General features: G+C 72.6%; 16 protein-coding genes and 1 pseudogene. 7 read left to right on the top strand and 10 right to left on the bottom strand.

From position 1 onward, the window contains the following. Positions 1–2 precede the first annotated feature (2 nt). The 3 genes from P3X83_RS09690 to P3X83_RS09680 all read right to left on the bottom strand — a co-directional run bounded on the left by P3X83_RS09690 (position 3) and on the right by P3X83_RS09680 (position 3083). Entirely contained in the window at positions 3–830 is an 828-nt protein-coding gene (locus P3X83_RS09690; protein ID WP_277304585.1) for a hypothetical protein, read from the bottom strand. A 4-nt stretch (positions 831–834) separates the two neighbouring features. Next, positions 835–1674 carry a vWA domain-containing protein gene (locus tag P3X83_RS09685; RefSeq protein WP_277304584.1) on the bottom strand — a complete coding sequence of 280 codons (840 nt, stop codon included), beginning with the start codon at positions 1672–1674 and terminating at the stop codon, positions 835–837. 251 nt (positions 1675–1925) lie between these two features. Beyond that, the gene (locus P3X83_RS09680) at positions 1926–3083 is read right to left on the bottom strand and encodes a hypothetical protein (RefSeq protein ID WP_277304583.1); all 1158 of its coding nucleotides are present in this window, start codon (positions 3081–3083) and stop codon (positions 1926–1928) included. A 287-nt stretch (positions 3084–3370) separates the two neighbouring features. On the opposite strand from P3X83_RS09680, the gene P3X83_RS09675 reads away from it, so the two are divergent. Beyond that, a complete protein-coding gene (locus tag P3X83_RS09675) occupies positions 3371–3724 on the top strand; it encodes a YciI family protein (protein ID WP_277304843.1) in 354 nt (117 codons plus the stop codon). A 15-nt stretch (positions 3725–3739) separates the two neighbouring features. On the opposite strand, the gene P3X83_RS09670 is transcribed toward P3X83_RS09675, so the two are convergent. Beyond that, positions 3740–6229, bottom strand: coding sequence for an ATP-binding protein (locus P3X83_RS09670; RefSeq protein WP_277304582.1), 2490 nt, complete (start codon positions 6227–6229; stop codon positions 3740–3742). Positions 6230–6253: 24 nt separating this feature from the next. Continuing rightward, a complete protein-coding gene (locus tag P3X83_RS09665; protein ID WP_277304581.1) occupies positions 6254–8413 on the bottom strand; it encodes an MMPL family transporter in 2160 nt (719 codons plus the stop codon). A 119-nt stretch (positions 8414–8532) separates the two neighbouring features. Here P3X83_RS09665 and P3X83_RS09660 point away from each other — a divergent pair, with 119 nt between their 5' ends. Genes P3X83_RS09660 through P3X83_RS09645 form a run of 4 tightly spaced genes read left to right on the top strand, consistent with a single transcriptional unit; the run spans position 8533 to position 12116 of the window. Beyond that, positions 8533–9222, top strand: coding sequence for a response regulator transcription factor (locus P3X83_RS09660; protein WP_277304580.1), 690 nt, complete (start codon positions 8533–8535; stop codon positions 9220–9222). A gap of 3 nt (positions 9223–9225) precedes the next feature. Beyond that, complete coding sequence (locus P3X83_RS09655; RefSeq protein WP_277304579.1) at positions 9226–10353, top strand: HAMP domain-containing sensor histidine kinase; 1128 nt, start codon at positions 9226–9228, stop codon at positions 10351–10353. A gap of 31 nt (positions 10354–10384) precedes the next feature. Then, the gene (locus tag P3X83_RS09650; RefSeq protein WP_277304578.1) at positions 10385–11020 is read left to right on the top strand and encodes a DsbA family protein; all 636 of its coding nucleotides are present in this window, start codon (positions 10385–10387) and stop codon (positions 11018–11020) included. A 37-nt stretch (positions 11021–11057) separates the two neighbouring features. Continuing rightward, positions 11058–12116, top strand: coding sequence for a hypothetical protein (locus tag P3X83_RS09645; RefSeq protein WP_277304577.1), 1059 nt, complete (start codon positions 11058–11060; stop codon positions 12114–12116). Here P3X83_RS09645 and P3X83_RS09640 read toward each other — a convergent pair. Then, positions 12095–12307 (bottom strand): annotated as a pseudogene (locus tag P3X83_RS09640) (prolyl oligopeptidase family serine peptidase); the annotation flags it as partial. The gene P3X83_RS09645 and the pseudogene P3X83_RS09640 sit on opposite strands and share 22 nt — an antisense overlap. A 258-nt stretch (positions 12308–12565) precedes the next feature. Then, entirely contained in the window at positions 12566–13036 is a 471-nt protein-coding gene (locus P3X83_RS09635) for a metallophosphoesterase family protein (RefSeq protein ID WP_277304842.1), read from the bottom strand. Between the two features lie 127 nt (positions 13037–13163). Here P3X83_RS09635 and P3X83_RS09630 point away from each other — a divergent pair, with 127 nt between their 5' ends. Together P3X83_RS09630 and P3X83_RS09625 are read left to right on the top strand one after the other, a co-directional pair. Continuing rightward, a complete protein-coding gene (locus P3X83_RS09630; RefSeq protein ID WP_277304576.1) occupies positions 13164–13577 on the top strand; it encodes a metalloregulator ArsR/SmtB family transcription factor in 414 nt (137 codons plus the stop codon). After that, positions 13577–14488 carry a cation diffusion facilitator family transporter gene (locus P3X83_RS09625; protein WP_277304575.1) on the top strand — a complete coding sequence of 304 codons (912 nt, stop codon included), beginning with the start codon at positions 13577–13579 and terminating at the stop codon, positions 14486–14488. The genes P3X83_RS09630 and P3X83_RS09625 overlap by 1 nt, the downstream gene beginning before the upstream one ends. 7 nt (positions 14489–14495) lie before the next feature. Here P3X83_RS09625 and P3X83_RS09620 read toward each other — a convergent pair whose 3' ends face one another. The 3 genes from P3X83_RS09620 to P3X83_RS09610 form a co-directional block, all read right to left on the bottom strand. After that, the gene (locus P3X83_RS09620; protein ID WP_277304574.1) at positions 14496–15167 is read right to left on the bottom strand and encodes a hypothetical protein; all 672 of its coding nucleotides are present in this window, start codon (positions 15165–15167) and stop codon (positions 14496–14498) included. Continuing rightward, entirely contained in the window at positions 15164–15730 is a 567-nt protein-coding gene (locus P3X83_RS09615) for an RNA polymerase sigma factor (protein WP_277304573.1), read from the bottom strand. Before P3X83_RS09615 ends, P3X83_RS09620 begins: the two co-directional genes overlap by 4 nt. Before the next feature lie 295 nt (positions 15731–16025). Next, a complete protein-coding gene (locus P3X83_RS09610; protein WP_277304572.1) occupies positions 16026–18926 on the bottom strand; it encodes a BTAD domain-containing putative transcriptional regulator in 2901 nt (966 codons plus the stop codon). Positions 18927–19246 lie beyond the last annotated feature (320 nt).

Raw genomic sequence — 19246 nt, 5'->3', positions numbered from 1 at the left:
GGTCACCACACGTCCACGTGGACCAGGGTCGCGTCGTCGTTGCGCATGCGCCGGCTCGACCGCTGGCGCCGGACCAGCTCGTCGAAGTCCGGGCCCTCGCCCGTGCTCAGGTCGCGCAGGATCTGCCAGGGGCGTCGCCCGCGTTCGGTCTCGGCCAGGAACCACGCACCCACGGCGTCGGTGCACAGGAACACGTCGTCTCCCGTCCGCACCCGCCCGGACCGCAGCGTCACCCGGTCCGCGACCAGCGCGGGGTTCGGGGTCCGGCTGCTGAGCAGTGCCGGGCTGGTGCCGAAGTCGGCGGAGGCGCTCATCGGAAAGGCTGTCAGCAGTTCTTCATCGCGCACGTGAAAAAGGACGCAGTCACCGATCGCGGCGGCGGTCCACGTCACCTCCTCCACCGGGTCGAGAATGTCGCACTCCTGTCCGGCGGCGGTGAAACCGATGGTGAGCAGGGTGGCGTACGCGCCTTTGTCGATCTTCGGTTGCTCGTACCATCGGATGGGCCGCCCGTCGGCCGCACGGGCGGCGACGTATTCGCCGACCGTGGTCGACCACATTTTCGCCGCCGATGCCACATGATAAGCGAAACCTTCGGCCGAACCGATGACGTCGTCAGGATCGGCTGTCACGAAATGGCCTACCAGTAATTGCGCCCAGCGCCCGGCGAGGGCGCTCTCCGAAGCACCGTCGGAGATGGCGACGCGAAAACCCGGAAGATACACGTCCGCTGTGCGAGAATCCTCGGGGTATATCGCGTGCGCGTCTTCGTACTCGCTGGCAGAACCGCCTCCCTTATGCAAGTGATAAGAAACGATGCTTGCCCGCACCGGGTCACCGCAGATCGGTGGCGCGGGTGCCGATGTCGAGGAACTGCACGACTGACACGATGTCGGCGTTGTAGACGAAGCCGCGGGTCGCCTCGTTGACGGTGAAGCCCTCCTGCGCGGCGTACGACCGCATGTGCTCGGGCAGCGGGCTCGACATCCCGAACAGCGTGCGGGCGTAGCTGTCGGGGAGCCCGCCGTCGGTGTCGGGGAAGGTCACGGGCTGGCCGCCCGCGTCGGAGACGTGCAGGTTGAACAGCAGTACCGGGCCGTCGGCGCTGGACTGCGAGCGGATGCTGGTGGCCGGGATGGTGGGGTCGCCGTCGTTGGCCTCGCCGTCGGTGAGGTTGAGGACGATCGGCGGAAAGCATGCGGGGTGCTCGGCCAGCCACTTGTCGACGAGCTGGTGGGCGTACTCCAGGGCCTGCCGCATGGGCGTGCCGCCGTTGGCCACCGGCTCCATCCAGATGGGGAAGCGGACGGTGGTCTCGATCAGGCCGCCGGCGCCGTCGGGCACCTTCTTGACGCGGTCCTCGATGCGGGCGGGGTTGTCGGCGACCTGGCTGAGCGGGACGAGATCGCGCCCTGCGAGGGCGCCGCCGAAAGCGGATCCGACGGTACGGTGACCGTAGCCGATGACCGCGACGTGGAAGTAGTCGCGGACGCCTTCCTCCTTGGCGCACTTCACCGAAAGCTCGGTCAGCAATCGGTTGATGGCGTCGGAGACGACCGATGCCTTGCTCGTCTGCACCTCACCGCCGATGGCGTCGCTCATGGACGCCGACTGGTCGATGAGGAAGATGAAACAGGTCGGGTTCGACCGGCTTATCTCAACTGTGTAAGCCACAGGTGTGTCCTTTCACGGGCATGCTCGCCCACCGCCGCCCAAGGCAACGCGGGAGGACACGATTTTAAAACATATGGCAATACATGTCTACCGAACTTATCAAGTCCGAGGGCGTATGTCCACGTTTCGCACCGTTATCGACAAGAAATGCTAGCGCAGTTTCTCGGTAGTGATAGTCGGCGGCACGTTCCAAGCCGAGAAAACGTCCGGCGCCGCCGGGGGCGGAGAGAAGAAACGAAAGGCGGGAACGGTCAGCCGGCCCGCAACGCACCCCGGGATACGACGGCACGCTCACCCCGGGAGACCCAGCGGACCAGCACGTTCTCATGCCCGGCCTGCACTCCGGTACGCGGATCGACCTGGAAGGCCCCGAAGAAGGTCCGCGTGTCGAGGGACGCGGCCACGTCCCAGAGCGCCTCCCGCGCCGTGGCCCCGGCCAACCGAGCACAGTACACCGCCAAGATCGCTGCCGCCACGGCCTGCACGCCCGGGTAGTCAGGCACCCGCCGCCACACCGCCACCAACTCCCCCTCAGAAGGCCCAACCCACGCCCCCCGACCGGCCCGCCCAGCAGGCACAACCCGCCCGCCCCGCGTGCCGTCCGGCTGCGTGCCGTCCGCCCGCCCGGGGGAACCGGCGCGGCCCTGGGCCCCCCGCAGATGGTCCGTCGGCCTGTCGCCTGTCCGGTCGGGGGATTCCGGGCGCATGGCGAGGGCGGCCCACTGGGCCATGCCGTACACGCCCTCGGGGCGGTCGGCCGCCGTGCCGAAGCGGCCGACGCCGGCCGCCGTGGCGCACACGTGGCGGGGCGGGCAGGGGGCCGCCGTCGCCGCGTTCACCGTCGCGATGTCTTCGCCGAACGATCCCGCGCACAGCAGGTCCCATACGCCGGAGGACGGCATGTCGCCCTCCGCCACCACGATGCCGAGGCCGCGCGCGGTCTCCCGTGCGCCGCGTTCCACCTGCCGGGCGAAGTCGCCCTTCCCCCGGGCGATCCACAGCGGCGCGGGCGGGGCCGACCGGGCCAGGTGGGCGATGAACGGCTCGGCGTACCGGCTCGCGGGGGTCGGCACCGAGATGAGGTGCCCGGGATGGGCGGCCTGGACGTCGTCACCGGCCCCGCCGTGGTTCCACAGCAACCGCCCGGCGTCGGCGGCGACCCGCGCCGCGGCCCGTGTCAGACCGGTCGCGTAGGGGCCGAGCACGAGGTCGCAGCGCGCGAGCACGTTGGGCAGCAGCGCCTCCAGTATGCGGGCCTCGCCCCGGTCGTCCTCCACGACGAGTTCCACGGAGGGATCGAGCGAACTCCAGGCCGCCAGCGCCTCACCCGCCTGCCGTCCGAACCCCGCGTACCTCCCGCTCAGCGACAGGCAAACCCCGACCCGCACCCGGGCCTCTCCCTCACTCACCCTCGCCATCCTGCCCAGCCGTGGACCCGATCGCCACCCGGCATACCGAACTGCGGGCCGAACTCGACGCCGCCAGTGCCCGTTTCCTGCGCCGGGCCGAGGACGGCCTGCGCGCCGCCGGAGTCGCCGACCCGCCAACGCCGCCCGCATGTTCGCCGCCCAGCTCGACGGCGTGCTGTTCGCCGCCCTGGCCCGCCCGCACGCCGGCCCGGACGCCGAGTCCCGCTGGATCCGCCACGCCGCGGATACCATCGTGCGCGGTCTGTAGCCTGGCGCGGGTGAAGTACATGCTGCTGATCTACGGCAACCACGCCACCTGGAACACCTGGGGCGAGGCGGAGCACGCCGAGACCGCCCGCGCCCACGGGGAGCTGATCCGGGAGCTGGTCGCGTCGGGGGAGTACGTCGCCTCCGAGGGGCTGACCACGCTCGGGGCGCGGACCGTCCGCGTGGGCCCGGAGGGCGCGCCCGCCGTCACGGACGGGCCGTTCTCCGAGGCCAAGGAGGTGCTGGCGGGCTACTACCTGGTGGACTGCGCGAGCGCCGATCGGGCCGCCGAGATCGCGGCCCGCCTGCCGGAGGCCCGCCACGACCCGATCGAGGTCCGCCGGGTGATGGACAAGTCCGAACTCGGCATGTGACACCGCACCGCGGCCTCAGACCTCGGCCACCGGCAGGGTGACGATCATCGTGAGCCCGCCGCCCGGGGTCTCCTCCGGAATCAGGGTGCCGCCCATGGCCTCGGTGAGCCCCCGGGAAAGGGCCAGGCCGAGGCCGACGCCGCTGTGGCTGTTCCGGTCGCCGAGCCGCTGGAAGGGCAGGAAGACCCGGTCGCGGGCGTCGGGCGGGATGCCGGGGCCGCGGTCGATGACGCGGATCTCCACATGGTCGCCGTGGCTGCTGGCGGTGATGTGGACCGGGCTGCCCGGCGGGCTGTAGCGAACCGCGTTCTGGGTGAGGTTGGCCAGGACCCGTTCCAGCAGGACAGGGTCGGCGGCGACGTCGGGCAGGTCGTGAGGTACGCGCAGCACCGGGGGTTCCGGGCCGCCGCGCACGCCGGGCACGACCTCCTCCAGGGAGACCGGCTGGAGCCGGACGCCCAGCACACCGGCCTGCAGGCGGCTCATGTCGAGCAGGTTGACCACCAGGTGGTCGAGCTCGGCAAGGGACTCGTGCGCGGTGGCGAGGAGTTCGGCGCGGTCCTCGGGGCTCCAGGTGACGTCGGTGGCGCGCAGGCCGTCCACGGCGGCGGTGGCCGCGGCCAGCGGGGTGCGCAGGTCGTGGCTGACGGCCGCGAGCAGGGCAGATCGCATGCGGTCCGCCTCGGCCAGCGGTTTGGCCTGGTCGGCCTCGGCCCGCAGCCGCTGCTCGCGCAGCGCGACCGCGGCCTGCGCGGCGAAGGCGGCCAGCACCCGGCGGTCGGCGGCGGGCAGGATGCGGCCGGTGGCGGCGAGGTTGAGGGTGTCGTCGATGGGCACGTCGGTGTCGGCCGCGGCGGGCGTGACGGCGGGCGGCCCCCCGCTCGTGGCGGCGATGCGCCAGGCGCCGCCGGTGTTCTCCAGCAGGGTGGCCGACTCGAAGCCGAAGGTCTCGCGCACGCGCCCCAGCAGGGACGGCAGCGCCGCCTCACCGCGCAGCACGTGCCCGGCCAGGGTGGAGAGCAGTTCGGCGTCGGCCCCGGCGCGGGCGGCCTCCCTGGTGCGCCGCGCGGCCAGGTCCACGGTCGCGCTGACGGCCACCGCGACCACCACGAACGCCATCAGCGCGAACAGGTTCTCCGGCTGGGCTATGGTCCAGTTCTCGATCGGGGGCGTGAAGAACCAGTTGAGCAGCAGGAACCCGCCCACCGCCGCGGTGATCGCGGGCCACAGCCCCCCGGCCAGCGCGACCCCGAGGACCAGCAGCAGGAACACCAGGATCTCGCTGGGCAGCGCCAGCCGGTCGCGCAGCGCGTAGAGCACGGCGGTCAGCAGCGGCAGCCCGAGCAACGCGAGCGCCCACCCGGCCGCCCGCCGGGCGCGGGTCAGGGCGGTGGGCGGCCGGGCCGGCCGCCGTCCCCGGCTGGCCTGCGGGTGGGGGATCATGTGGACGTCGATGGAGCCCGACCGGGCGATGGTCTCCGCGCCGACGCCGCGCGCCAGCAGTTGGGCGAACCGCCCCCGCCGTGACGCCCCGAGCACCAGTTGGGTGGCGTTCACCCCTTTGGCGAAGTCCAGCAGCGCGCCGGGCACGTCGTCGCCGACCACCTGGTGGTAGCCGCCGCCCAGGTCCTCGACCAGGCCGCGCAGCCTGGCGACGCCGGCGGGGTCGGCCCCGGCGAGGCCGTCCGCGCGGGTGACGTGCACGGCGAGCAGGTCGGCGCCCTTGGACCGCTCGGCGATCCGCGCCGCCCGCCGGATGAGCGTCTCCCCCTCCGGGCCGCCGGTCAGCGCGACCACCACGCGTTCCCGCGCCTCCCAGGTCGCCGCGATGCCATGCTCGGCCCGGTAGCGCCCGAGCTGGTCGTCCACCCTCCCGGCCACCCACAGCAGGGCCAGCTCGCGCAGCGCGGTCAGGTTGCCCACCCGGAAGTAGTTCGCCAGCGCGGCGTCCACCTTCTCCGGGGCGTAGACGTTGCCGTGGGCCATCCGCCGCCGCAGCGCCTCGGGGGACATGTCCACCAGCTCGATCTGGTCGGCCCGGCGCACCACCTCGTCGGGGATGGTCTCCCGCTGGGTCACGCCGGTGATCCGCTCGACCACGTCGTTCAGCGACTCCAGGTGCTGCACGTTGACCGTGGTGACCACGTCGATGCCGGCCGCGAGCACCTCGTCCACGTCCTGCCAGCGCTTGGCGTTGCGCGAGCCGGGCACGTTCGTGTGGGCCAGCTCGTCGATCAGCACCAGCTCCGGACGGCGGGCGATCACCGCGTCGGCGTCCAGCTCGGTGAAGGCCGTGCCCCGGTAGGAGATCGTCCGGCGGGGGACGATCTCCATGTCCTCCAGCAGCGCGGCGGTCAGAGCGCGGCCATGCGTCTCGGCCAGGCCGACCACCACGTCACGCCCGCGCGAGATCGCCCTGCGTCCCTCGCCGAGCATGGCGTAGGTCTTGCCCACCCCGGGGGCCGCCCCCAGGTAGACCCGCAACCGCCCCCGCCGTCCGCCCATCCGGCGTTTCTCCCCCCGTATCGCTCACCTCAATGATGTCCGGGCGGGTTCGGCGGGCGACGGCGAGGGCCGCCGGACGAGCAGCAGGCGCGCGGCCCAGCCGGGGAGCCACCAGTTCCACTCGCCCATGGCGGCCACGACGGCGGGGACGAGCACGCCGCGGATCAGCGTCGCGTCGAGCAGGATGCCGAGGGCGAGGCCGCTGGCGAACACCTTGACGTCGAGTTCCGGGGTCATCGCCAGCGCGGCGAAGGAGATGAAAAGGATCAGCGCGGCAAGGGTGACCAGCCGCCCGGTACGGCCGACGCCCTCGACGACCGCCCGGTGCGTGTCGCCGGTCCTGTCGTACTCCTCGCGCATCCTGGCCAGGATGAAGACCTCATAGTCCATGCTGAGGCCGTAGAGGAAGGCGAAGACGGTCAACGGCACGTACTCCCCGATCGAGCCGGTGGGCTGGATGTCCAGCAGTTCCCTGGTGCCCCAGCCGAACTGCCAGAGCAGCACCATCGCGCCGAGCACCGCGCCCAGCGAGAGCAGGTTCAGCGCGATGGCCTTGAGCGGGAGCAGCAGCGAGCGGAACGCCCTGGCCAGCATCACGAAGGTGACCAGGCCGATCAGCGCGAGCATCCAGGGGAACGCGCCGTAGGCGTGGTCCAGGTAGTCCAGGCTCTGGGCCGCGTAGCCACCGACCCGCGCCTGCGGCACGGCGGCGCGCACCCGCTCGATCGTGGCCGCCCCCTCCGGCGTGCCGCTCTCGGCCACCGGCAGCACGGACAGCACCGCCGTGTGTCCGCGCCGCCAGGACGGCGCTTCCGGCGCGAGCACGGCGGACACGCCCTCCACCGCGCGGAGGCGGCCGGCGGCCACGCCGGGGTCGCCGGTCACCATGACCTCGATGGGGGTGATCGCCCCGGACGGCACGCCCGCCGAGGTGAGCGCGGTCAGGCCGTCCCGGCCGGGGCCGGTGGGCAGCAGGTCGCGGCTCTGCGGCAGCCCCAGGTCGATGCCCAGCCCGGCGACGGCCAGCGCGGCCAGCAGCGCGCCCGCGCCGAGCGCGGCGGGCACGCGCCGCCGTACGACCAGGCGCGCCCACGCCGACCAGGCCCTTCCCGCCCTTGCCTCACCGGCGAACCGGTCACCGGAGCCCGCCCGGCGGTCCAGCCGGCGGCCGGTGAGGGCCAGCAGCACCGGCAGCACGGTGAGGGTGGCCAGCACGCTCACCGCCGCAATGATCATCCCGGCCAGCCCCAGACTGCGCAGGAACGGCACCGGCAGCACCACCATGGTGGCCAGTCCCACCGCCACCGCGAGGCCGCTGAACAGCACCGCGCGCCCCGCGCCGGCCATCGCCCGGCGCACGGCCTCGTCGCCCCGGTGCCCGGCCGCCTGCTCCTCGCGCCAGCGCGCGACCAGCAGCAGCGAGTAGTCCACCGCGATGCCGAGACCGAGCAGCGGCATGGTGGTCAGGGCCACGTCGTGCACGGTCATGACCAGGGTGAGCAGCAGGATCACCAGGAAGGCCAAAAAGATCGCGAGAGTCGCGATCAGCAGCGGCACCAGGGCCAGCGCCGAGCGGAACACCAGGAGCAGCACGACCACCGCCGCCAGCACGCCGATGCCGATCTTGGCGGGCACGTCGATGCCGCCCGCGTCCACACCCGGCACCAGGGTGTCCACGCCCGTGACGCGCACGACGGTCCCCGGCGGCAGGTGCGGGGTCATCGCCTCGGCGATCAGCGGGCCCTCGTCGGGCGCCTCGCCGATGCCCATGCCGGGCGGCGCGCCGTCGGAGGCGGGGCCCGGGAAGACCAGGCCGAAGGTGGTCCGGCCGTCCGCGCCGATCAGGCGGGGGTCGCCGGTCATCGGGTACGACACGACGCGGGCGTTCGGCAGCCGGGCCGTCACGGCGTCGAACGCGGCGGTGATCCGCGCGGCGGCCGTGCGGGCGTCACGCCCCGGCGGCAGCACGATCACGGGCACGAAGGGACGCTGGGCGCCGCCGTTGCCGAAGATCCGGACGATCTCCCGGTTGGCCTCGTAGGCGGGCACCCCGGGATGCGCGTACTCCTCAGAGAGCCGCTGGATCGCGAACGGGGTGGCGGCCAGCCCGGCCAGCAGGCCGAGCGCGGCGAGCAGCGCGACGAGTCCCTTGCGCCGCAGCACGAAGGCAGAGAGCTTCTCCATGCCCCCGAGTGCAACAAAACGATCTTCAGGCGCTCTGTGCGCGCTCTGCGGGCATTCACATAGTTCTCTATGGGGTTCGCTATGGGTCATCCGGCAGCCGGCGGGCCAGACTGGGACGGGTGAGCCGGATTCTGGTCGTGGACGACGAGCCCTATCTCGCCGATCTGGTCGCCACCGCGTTGCGGTACGAGGGATACGCGACGGCGATCGCGCCCACCGGGGCGTCGGCGATCGCCATGACCGGCACGTTCCGCCCCGACCTGATCGTGCTGGACGTGATGCTCCCCGACGTGCTCGGCACCGAGGTCTGCCGCCGCCTCCGTCAGAGCGGATCGGACGTCCCGGTGGTCTTCCTGACCGCGCGGGACGCCACCGAGGACCGCGTCGGCGGGCTGCGCGCGGGCGGCGACGACTACGTGACCAAGCCGTTCAGCCTGGAGGAACTGGTCGAGCGGGTGCGGGCCGTGCTGCGCCGTACCGGGGGGCGGGGCGAGCCCCAGCGCGGCCGGTCGTCGTTCGCGGACCTGGTCATCGACGACGACGCCTACGAGGTACGGCGGGCGGGCGCGCTGCTCGACCTCACCCCCACAGAGTTCAAGCTGCTGCGCTTCCTGCTGACCAACGCCGGGCGGGTGATGACCAAGCGCCAGATCCTCGACCACGTGTGGGAGTACGACTTCGGCGGCAACGACGGCGTCGTCCAGACCTACATCAGCTACCTGCGCCGCAAGGTGGACGCCACCGGGCCGCCGCTGATCCACACGGTCCCCCGCGTCGGTTACGTGCTGCGCCTGCCCAGGAAGGAGTGAACGGTGTCGCTGCGCACCCGGCTGGTGGTGACGATGGTGGGGCTGCTCGCGGTGGCCCTGGCGGTCGCGGCGGGCGCGACGTTCGGCGCGATCCAGGACTGGCGCGGCCCCGGCGGCTCGCGGCTGCTCGAACTGAGCACGCCAGGCGAGGTCCGCGCCGCCTACGACGAGCTGTCAGAACGCGTGGCGCTGGTGCTGGTGGGCTCGTCCGTGGCCGCGCTGGTCTGCCTGACCCTGGTCGCGGCCCGCCTGATCCGCGCCGGGCTGCGCCCGCTGGACCGGATCGTGGCGACGGCGGCGGCCATCGGCGGCGGCGACCTGGGCCGCCGCGTCGAGCCCGGAAGGCCGGGCACCGAGGTCGGACGGCTCGGCGCCGCGCTGAACGCGATGCTCGGCCAGATCGAGGGCGCGTTCCGCGAACGGGAGGCGTCGGAGGACCGGCTGCGCCGCTTCGTCGCCGACGCCTCCCACGAGCTGCGCACCCCCGTGGCCACCATCCGCGGCTACGCCGAGCTGTTCCGGCGCGGGGCGGCGGGCGACCAGGCCGGGCTGGCCAAGGCGATGAGCCGGATCGAGGCCGAGGCGACCCGGATGGGGGCGCTGGTGGACGAGCTGCTGCTGCTGGCCAGGCTCGACCAGGGCCGCCCGCTGGAGCGAGCCCCGGTGGAGCTGACCGAGCTGGCCGCCGAGGCGGTGGCCGACACGCTGGCGATCGACCCCGGCCGCCCGCTGTCGCTCGACCACGAGGGGCCGGTCGTGGTGCCGGGCGACGCGGCCCGGCTGCGCCAGGCGGTGGGGAACCTGCTGGCCAACGTGCTCGACCACACGCCGGAGGGCACGGGGGCACGGGTGTGGGTCGGGGTGGAGGACGGCCACGCGGTGGTCGAGGTCGCCGACGAGGGCCCGGGGCTGACCGAGGAGCAGGCCGGGCTGGTCTTCCAGCGGTTCTACCGGGCCGAGCACACGGTTTCGGTGGGCGGGCGCCGTACGGGCGGGGCGGGGCTGGGGCTGTCCATCGTCGCCGCGATCGCCGCCGCGCACGGCGGCGAGGTGACCGCTCGTACCGGCCGGGACATACGAAAAGGCGCGGTCTTCAGAGTGCGGCTCCCGCTTTCCCCACCCAGGCGATAGGGATCAAATCGGGCTGTGCGAATGTATGTCCATGACGATTGCCGACCCATCGACCGCGGCTGGCGGTCGGACCACCGTCGACTTCTACTTCGACCCCGCCTGCCCCTTCGCGTGGATCTCCTCCCGGTGGATCCTGGAGGTCGAGCGGCACCGCGACCTCGACCTCCGGTTCCGGGTGATGAGCCTCTACGTGCTCAACGAGAACCGTGACCTCTCCGACGAGTACCGCGAGATCGTCGACCGGTCGCTGAAACTGGTCCGGGTGCTCACCGCCGCCGCCGAGGCGCACGGCGATGGCGTGCTGCGCGACCTCTACACGGCCATGGGAACCCGGATCCACGAGGGCGGGAACTCCGACTTCGACCAGGTCGCCGCCGAGGCGCTGGCCGAGGCCGGGCTGCCAGCAGAACTGGCGTCGGCCGCCGGCTCGGCCGACCACGACGCGGCGCTGCGCAAGAGCCACCACGAGGGAATGGACGCGGTGGGCGACGACGTGGGCACGCCCACGATCCACATCGACGGGGTCGCGTTCTTCGGCCCGGTGCTGAACAAGATCCCCCGTGGCGAGGACGCCCTCCGCGTCTTCGACGGCGCCCGCCTGCTGGCCGGATATCCGCACTTCTTCGAACTGAAGCGCACCCGCGTGGGCGACCTCGACTTCACCTGAGACTTGATCACGCCCGCCGTTCGGCGATCATTTGAGGATGCTGAAGATCGTGGCGGCGGCGTCGGCGGCGCTCGGGCGAGAACTGACCGATCCGGAGGACCTCGGCGGCGGGCGGCGGACCACGGTGCTGCGCTGCCGGGTGCCCGGTGAGGGAAGCGTCGTGGTCAAGACATACCGGGACACCCCCGAGGGGGCCGGGTGCTTCGCGGCCGAGGCCGCCGGGCTCACGCTCGGCGGCCCCGGGCCGCTCCTGCTCGCGGTGGACCCCTCGGTGCCGCTGATCGTGATGTCCGACCTCGGCGGCGCGCCCAGCCTCGCCGACCGGCTGCTCGGCGACTCCCCCGGCGAGGCCCGCGACGCCGTGCTCACGTGGGCGCGGGCCTACGGCGAGATCGCGGTGGCCACTGCCGGGCGGCAGGGCGAGTTCGCCGAGATGACCGCCCGCTTCGCGGGCCACGGCCGCCCGCGCCCCTCCGTCTACGCCCGGATCAAGGGCATCACGAAGCTGCTGCCGGACGTGCCGCCTGGCCTGTCCGGCGAGCTGGCCACGCTGGCGGCGGACGCCGAGGGCTTCCCGGTGTTCTCGCCGGGGGACATCTGCCCGGACAACAACCTGCTGACGCCGTCCGGGCTGCGGGTGCTCGACTTCGAGTGGGCCGGGTTCCACTCGGCGTTCCTGGACGCGGCCTACACCCGCATGCCGTTCGCGACCTGCTGGTGCGTGTTCCGCATGCCCGAGACGGTGGCCGCCGAGGCGGAGGCCGCGTACCGGGCCGAGGTGGTGCGGATCCACCCCGGCCTGGCCGACGACGCCGTATGGGACCGTGGCGTACGGCACGCGATCGCCACCTGGACCCTCGATCTCACCGTGGCGCTCCTCGAACGGGTGCGGGAGCACGACCTGCCCGCGCACCGTACCCGGCAGCCGGTACCGACCGTCCGGGAGCTGCTCAGGCACCGCTGGTCCGGGCTGCTCGCCGAGCTGGAGCGGACCGGCGACCTGCCCGCCGTGGCCGAGACGGTGCGCGGCCTGCTCGCCGGGACCACCGGCTGGCAGGTCGATCCGCTGCCGTTCTATCCCGCCTTCCGGGCCTGATCGGGCAGGCCGAGGGCCCGTCGGAGGAAGCCGAGCTGGTGGACGAGCAGGTTCGCGGCCACGGACTCGTCGGCGGGCAGGTGGGTGGCGCGGGGGAGCGGCAGCACCTCGTGCGGGCGGCCTGCCGCCAGCAGCGCGGCGGACATCCGCAGGGTGTGCGCGGCCACCACGTTGTCGTCGGCCAGCCCGTGCGTAGGTCCACCAGGCGCGTGCCGCGGTGACCTTGCGCAGCGCGGGCCCGCCGTAGGGGTCCACCAGCACCGGCAGCGGGGCGTCGCCCTCGCGATGCCAGGACGGCAGGAACAGCGCGGCCCGCAGTTCGCGGGGGCCGAGGGAGAGCATCAGCGGCTCCTTGTCGTAGAGCGTCGGGAAACGCGAAAAGGCCGCTATCCGATCGCTCGGACAGCGGCCTGCGCTTGTGTCTGGGGAAAGCGTCATTTTACCGCATCTCACGTCACCCTTACGATCTCGGCCGCGCGCAGCCCGCCGTCCTCGATGGTGAGGACCCCGATCGTGCCGTACGGCTGACGCCGCCGGTCGGTCGGCGACCCGGGGTTGAAGACGCGCAGCCCCTCACCGGATTCGTCCAGCGGGATGTGCGAATGCCCGAACACGACCAGGTCCGCGTCCGGGAACCGGCGCCGCAGCCGCGCCGTCCGCCCCCGCGCCGGGCCGCTGTCGTGGATCATCCCCACCCGCACCCCGCCCAGGTCGAGCAGCAACGTCTCGGGCGCCTCGACATCGGGCCCGTCGTTGTTCCCCTTGACCACATGCACCGGCGCGTACACGGCCAGCTCGGAAAGCACCGACGGCACGCACACGTCCCCCGCGTGCAGGATCACGTCCGCCCCCACCAACTCCTCCGCCACCCGCGGCGGACACCCCTTCCACCGCCTCGGCGCATGCGTATCGGACAACACGACGACTCTCACACCGCCATCCTGCCCACCGTTCAGTCGTGGGTGTCCTCCGCCACGACGTGCCAGTAGGCCGGCCGGCCGGGGCGTCGATTGACAGGGTGCACCCCCCGCCGGTTATCTTTCTTGTATGAACAGTTCTTCAGATAAGCAACTGATCAACCTGGACGGCTGCGCCGTCCGGGTCGTCGACGCCCATCGGGTCGCCGCCGTCCGGGAGCGGATGCCGGGCCCCGAAGACCTCGACGACACCGCCGATGTCTTCGGCCTGCTGTCCGACCCCGGCCGGCTGCGGCTGCTGGTCGCGCTGCTCGACGGCGAGCTGTGCGTGTGCGACCTCGCGGCGGTGACCGGCCAGAGCGAGTCGGCCGTGTCCCACGCGCTACGGCTGCTTCGCGCCCACCGTATCGTCGCGGTCCGCCGCTCCGGCCGGATGGCCTATTACCGCCTTGAGGACCCGCACGTGCGGATGCTCCTCGACCTGGCCATCGCCCACACAGAGCACACCCAGGCCATCCACCCCGAACGGGACGAGCAGGGCTGATGGGCACCGGACACGGCCATGGGCACGGGCAGCTCTCGGGGTCCGGCCGCCACCGCTGGCGGCTGGCGGTGTCGTTCGCCCTGATCGCCGTGTTCTTCGTGGTCGAGCTGGTCTACGGCCTGCTCTCCGGCTCCCTGGCGCTGCTGTCGGACGCCGGTCACATGGCCGCGGACGTGGTCACCCTCGGCGCGGCGCTGGTCGCGACCCGGATCGCGACCCGCCCCGACACCACCGGCCGCCGCAGCTACGGCTCCTACCGCGCGGAGGTGTTCGCCTCACTGCTCGCCGTGGTGCTGATGCTCGGCGTCGCCCTCTACGTGGCCATCGAGGCGATCGGCAGGATCGGCGCGCCCGCCGAGGTCGCCACCGGCCCGATGCTCGTGGTCGGCGCCATCGGCCTGCTCGTCAACCTCGTCGCCCTGGCCCTGCTGCGCGCCGGGGCCGCCGACAGCCTCAACGTCAAGGGCGCCTACCTGGAGGTGCTGGCCGACACCGCCGGATCCGTCGGCGTCATCGCGGCGGGCTGGCTGATCTCCGTCACCGGCCAGGCGTACTGGGACACCGTCATCGCCCTGGGCATCGGCGTGTTCGTCGCCGTGCGCGCCGTCTCCCTGGGCCGCCAGGTCTTCGCCGTGCTGGGCCAGCACGTCCCCGAGGGCATGGACGCCGCGGCGGTGACCCGCGACCTCGCCGCCATCGAGGGCGTCCGCGACGTGCACGACCTGCACCTGTGGACCCTGACCTCCGGCATGAACGTCGCCACGGCCCACCTGGTCACCATCGACCACGCCGACAGCCACGCCGTCCTGGACCGGGCCCGTCACGTGCTGCGCGAGCACCACGGCGTCGCGCACGCCACCCTGCAGGTCGAGCCGGCCGATCACACCGGCTGCGACGAGCTGGGCTGGTGACCGAGGGTCAGCTCCCGGGGGGCGGCGTGGCGTCGCCGACCTCGAACGCCCCCGGGTCGTCCACGACCCGGCAGGGGGCGATCGGGCCGACGGCCAGCCGTCCGGAGAAGGCCCAGGCGACGCCCGGCCGTTCCCGGCTCACCTGCTCCGGGTTCTCCATGACCTCGATCAGCACCTTCTGGTCCCGCTCGATGAACCGGGGGTAGATGGTGATGCCGTCCTCCGGCCGGATGGCCCGATAGGACGGCTGCGCTCGCGTGGCCTTGCGGATCCGCTCCCGCACGGCCGGGTCCTTGCTCTGAAGCTCCTCCTTGGCGAAGCCGGTCATGTCCCCGGGGATGGGACGCGCCCTGCCGGCGTCACACCGCTTGCCGAGCGGCAGATAGGTGATGTCCGCCGTCACGCCCAGCTCGGCGAGGTCCCGCTCGACCTGGTCGGCGTCCCTGAACTCGGTGATGGTGAGGTTGATGGAGCCGTCCGGGCGTTCGGTCACCGCGTACGCCGGGGTCCCCTGGCCGCTCACCAGCGGCACGGCGACCAGCGCCGACGCGGCCGCCCCCACGACACCGGCCCCCCACATGAGCCGCCGCCGGACGGCCGGCCGGCGGCCGCGCTCCTCGCGTTCGATCATCTCCGCCTTCAGCTCCACGAGCAGCCTGTCCTTGAACGTGCCGGTCATTTCGTTCCTCCGATCGCGTTGACGAGGCCGGGAACCCGCTGAATGGAACGTCTGGCCCGGTGCAACCTGACCCGGGCGGTGCCCTGCCGGATGCCGAGCGCGGCGGCGGCCTCCACCGTGCTGAGGCCGTCGATCGCCACCAGTTCGAGCAGGGCCCGGTCCTTCTCCGGCAGTTCGGCCATCCGCTCGATCGCCAGGCGCGCGGGGCGCTCGGCGTCGATGCGCTCCTCAAGGCGCGCGATGTCGTCGGCCGCGAGCAGCCGCCGCCCGGCCAGCCGGTCGTTGGCACGCCGCTCCCTGACCGAGCGGCGCCGCTCGGCGAGCAGGGTGTTGCGGGCCACGCCGTACAGCCAGGCGATCTCGCTGCCCTTGCCAGGCCGGTAGGTGTGCGCCGAGTCGAGCACCGCCAGGAAGACCTCGGCCGTGAGGTCGGCCACCGAGCCGGGGTCGATCACCCGCCTGGCCAGGAACCGGGTCACGTCATCGAAATGACGCTCATAGAAGGCCTCGAAGGCCGCGGGATCCCTGCCGAACGGCGCGGTTCCCGTCTGTTTGAACTGCACCAGAGCTCCTTCGTCATCCGTCCCGACACCCCCTCCTTTGACGAAGGCCTCTCGACCGTTACAGCGGGCCCGAATCCGCATGTCCGGCGGCGTATACGAAAGCTATACGGCGATGCAGCTGAATAAGTGCGGGGCCATCGCTCGTCCGCAGGGAGTCGATCTCGATGGAAGACGCCTGGAAAGTACGGCCCGATGTCTCGGCCGATGTCACGGGGGCCGGCCAAGACACGACCCGCCATCCTTCGGGATCGCCCGCGTTCCTGATGCGCGCGTGTGTCATTCGTCCATGGCGTGATCAGGACAGGATCTGGGCGGCCTCGGCGCGGCACCCGTCACCCGCGCCGAGGTCGCCCCTGGCCGTGTACGCGTCGGCCAGGAGGAGCAGCGTGCGGGCCAGGTACGAGGCCCACCCCCGGGCCCGCCACAACGCGACGGACTCCTCCAGATGACCGACGGCCGCAGCGACGCGCCCCTCGGCGAGGTCGAGGGTGCCCAGCACGCACAGGGCGTCCGCCAGGTGGTGCGACAGGTTGTACTGCCTGCTCATGGACTCGGCCGTCTCGGCGGTACGGCGGGCCTGCGCGTCGCCCTGCGCGGCGTAGCAGCGGGCCAGCACGGTGAGCGTCAGCGTCTCGGCGGAGGGGTCGGAGAACGTGCGGCAGATCTCCAGGGACCCGGCCAGGCACTCCTGCGCCTCCTCATAGCGCCCGGCCACCGTGTGCGAGATGCCGAGGAACTGCAGCGCGGTGGCCTCCAGGCGGCGGTTGCCCAGCTCGCCGGCCACCTCCAGGGCGTGCCGCAGATGCGGGACGGCCTGCTCGACCCGCGCCTCGCCGTACGCCACGGCCATGGCGACGTGCGCCCGCGCCTGGCCGCCGAGGTGGTCGGTCTCCCGGGCCAGGCGCAGCGCGAGACGGCCGTGTTCGAGCGCCTCGTCGCCCTCGCCCATCGCGGCGAGGCCCCAGGCGCGCATCGCGTGCGCGTCGGACAGGCCGCGCTTCTCTCCGATCTCGCCGAACATCTCCACGAGCAGTTGCGCGTTGGTGTTGAGTGCGTACATGGCGGCGCCGTCGTAGCCGGCGCCGATCCAGGTCATGACGTCGAGCAGGCCGCGCAGCATCACCGCCTCACCGAGCCGGTTGCCGGTTCGGCGGCACAGCTCCAGGGCGAGCTCGTTGACCCCCCGGCAGTCGTCGAAGAAGCCCTTGACGTCGAAATAGCGCTCCATGCAGGCGGCCAGGTCCCAGGCCAGGTCGTCGAGGGAGTGCGCGCACGCCTGACGCACCGCGGCGATCAGCGCCCGGCGCTCGTCGGCGAACCAGGCCACCGGGTCGGACAGGCATTCGCGCAACACGGACTCCGGCGGCTCCCAGCGGGGGGACGGGCCATGAATGACCGCGTAGGGAGCCGCCGGAACCTTGAGCATCGCGCGCTCGGCCAGGGCCAGCCACCCGCCGAGCGCGCGGCTCAGGGCCACGCCGTCCTCGGGGGAGGTGTGCTCCCTGGCGTACAGGCGGACCAGGTCGTGAAACCGGTACCGCAGGTTCCCCGCGCTGTCCGCGCCGAAGACGCCGAGCAACTGGGCGTCCACCAGCTCGTCGATCAGGTCCTCGCCCTCCTCAAGGGTGCGGTCGAGGAGCGCGGCGGCCACCCAGGCGGCGAAGTCGGGGCAGTCCAGCAGCCCGAGCAGGCGGAACGCGCGGCGGGCGGGCTCGCTCAGGCCGACGTAGCTCAGCGACAGGCTGGCCCGCACCGCCTGGTCGCCCGCGACGAGCTGGTCCAGCCGCCCGTGCTCGTCCCGCAGCCTGCGCGCCAGCCACGCGACGGTACGCCCTGGTCGCGCCACCAGACGCGCCCCGGCGATGCGCACCGCCAGCGGCATCTTGCCGCACAGGTCGATGATCTCGGCCGCCGCCTGGCGCTCGGTCTCCGCGCGTTCCCGGCCCACCACGCGGGCGAACAGCTCCATCGCCGCCGGTCTCGGCAGCACGTCGAGATCGACCAGGTGCGCGCCCTCCAGCCCGGACAGCCGGGCCCGGCTGGTGGCCAGCATCGCGCAGGTCGGGCTGCCCGGCAGCAGCCATCGCACCTGGCTCTCCGAGGTGACGTTGTCCAGCAGGATCAGCACCCTGCGCCGGGACAGGTGGCTGCGGAACAGCGCGGCCCGCGCCTGGAGGTCCTCGGGGACGCTGCGGCCGTCGATGCCCAGCGCGGCCAGGAAGACGCTCAGCACCGACCCGGGGTCGGTGCTGCCCAGGTTCGCGTAGAGCTGGCCGTCCGGGTAGGCGTCCAGCATCCGGTGGGCGACGTGGACGGCGAGCGCCGACTTGCCAACCCCGCCCATGCCCGAGATCACCACGACGGGCACCGAGCGGTCGTCGGCCAGCCGTCCGAGCAGTTCGCCGACCTCCTTCTCGCGGCCGGTGAAGTCGGGGATGTTCAGCGGGAGCTGGGCGGGCGAGGGCTCCCGGCCGCTCAGGTCGTCGCCGCGCAGGATGCTCAGGTGCAGGTCGCGCAGTTCCTCCCCCGGCTCGACGCCCAGTTCGGCGGACAGCATCCGCCGGGTGTCGGCGTACAGGGTGAGCGCCTCGGCCCGCCGTCCGGTGCGGGCCAGCGTCAGCATGAGCTGGCCGCGTAAGCGCTCGCGCAGCGGGTGCGCGGCGACCTCGCCGACCAGCTCCGCCACCAGTTCGGGGCCCCGGCCTAGCGCGATCTCGGCCTCGACGCGGTTCTCCACCGTGGTGAGCCGGGACTCCTCCAGCCGCAGCGTCTCCTCGCCGGGATCCAGCTCCGCGTAGGCCGTGCCGCGCCACACCCGCGCGGCCCGCGCCAGCAGGGCGGCGGCCTCCTCGTGGTCGCCCCTGCGCAACGCGGCGGCGCCGTCGTCGGCGAGCGTGGTGAACCGGTGCAGGTCAAGCTCTTCCGGGCGCACGGTGAGCTGGTAGCCGCCGTGCCGCCGCACGATGCGGTCCGCGCCGAGGGTACGGCGCAGCCTGCTCGCGTACAGCCGCAGGTTGTCCCCCGCCGTCCGTGGCGGGGAATCGCCCCACAGCGCCTCCGCCAGCAGGTCGTCCGAAACCGGCCGGTTGGCGTATCTGATCAGAGTCACCAGCATCGCGCGCTGTTTCTGACCGCCCAAAGAGAGCCGGTTTCCGTCTGCCCAGACCTCTACCGGCCCCAAAATCGCGAAATCCATGACGCCCCCCACAGGAAGACGTCATCAATCTGCACGGATCTCTGTGGAAGCGTCAACCGAATCCGACTCTCCACCGTAAGGATGTCCTATAAGTTCTCCGGAAGATCAACGGAGCGTAACGAAGCCCTGGCGCCACGATGGGTGGGAGGGGGTCCAGCCGAGGTTCAGCCGGGCATGACGGTTGGCGGCGCCGCGGAGGGTGGGGGCGCGGGGCGTGCCGTCCGGCTCGGGGACGGGCGCGCCGACCGCCCGGCAGAAGGCCGGAACCCATTCGGTCGGTCAAACACCCTTACGCATCTCCCATGTCATCCGTCATATTT

It is taken from the genome of Spongiactinospora sp. TRM90649 (genome assembly GCF_029382225.1).
Classification (GTDB): Bacteria; Actinomycetota; Actinomycetes; order Streptosporangiales; family Streptosporangiaceae; genus Spongiactinospora.
This window is presented reverse-complemented; position numbering and strand designations above follow the sequence as displayed.

Bases quoted from the DNA above. Each gene is read 5' to 3' on its own strand.
- P3X83_RS09675 (WP_277304843.1), top strand. From the start codon at position 3,371: ATGCTGCTGATCTACGGCAACCACGCCACCTGGAACACCTGGGGCGAG.
- P3X83_RS09670 (WP_277304582.1), bottom strand. From the start codon at position 6,229: ATGGGCGGACGGCGGGGGCGGTTGCGGGTCTACCTGGGGGCGGCCCCC.
- P3X83_RS09665 (WP_277304581.1), bottom strand. From the start codon at position 8,413: ATGGAGAAGCTCTCTGCCTTCGTGCTGCGGCGCAAGGGACTCGTCGCG.
- P3X83_RS09650 (WP_277304578.1), top strand. From the start codon at position 10,385: ATGACGATTGCCGACCCATCGACCGCGGCTGGCGGTCGGACCACCGTC.
- P3X83_RS09645 (WP_277304577.1), top strand. From the start codon at position 11,058: ATGCTGAAGATCGTGGCGGCGGCGTCGGCGGCGCTCGGGCGAGAACTG.
- P3X83_RS09630 (WP_277304576.1), top strand. From the start codon at position 13,164: ATGAACAGTTCTTCAGATAAGCAACTGATCAACCTGGACGGCTGCGCC.
- P3X83_RS09625 (WP_277304575.1), top strand. From the start codon at position 13,577: ATGGGCACCGGACACGGCCATGGGCACGGGCAGCTCTCGGGGTCCGGC.
- P3X83_RS09620 (WP_277304574.1), bottom strand. From the start codon at position 15,167: ATGACCGGCACGTTCAAGGACAGGCTGCTCGTGGAGCTGAAGGCGGAG.
- P3X83_RS09610 (WP_277304572.1), bottom strand. From the start codon at position 18,926: ATGGATTTCGCGATTTTGGGGCCGGTAGAGGTCTGGGCAGACGGAAAC.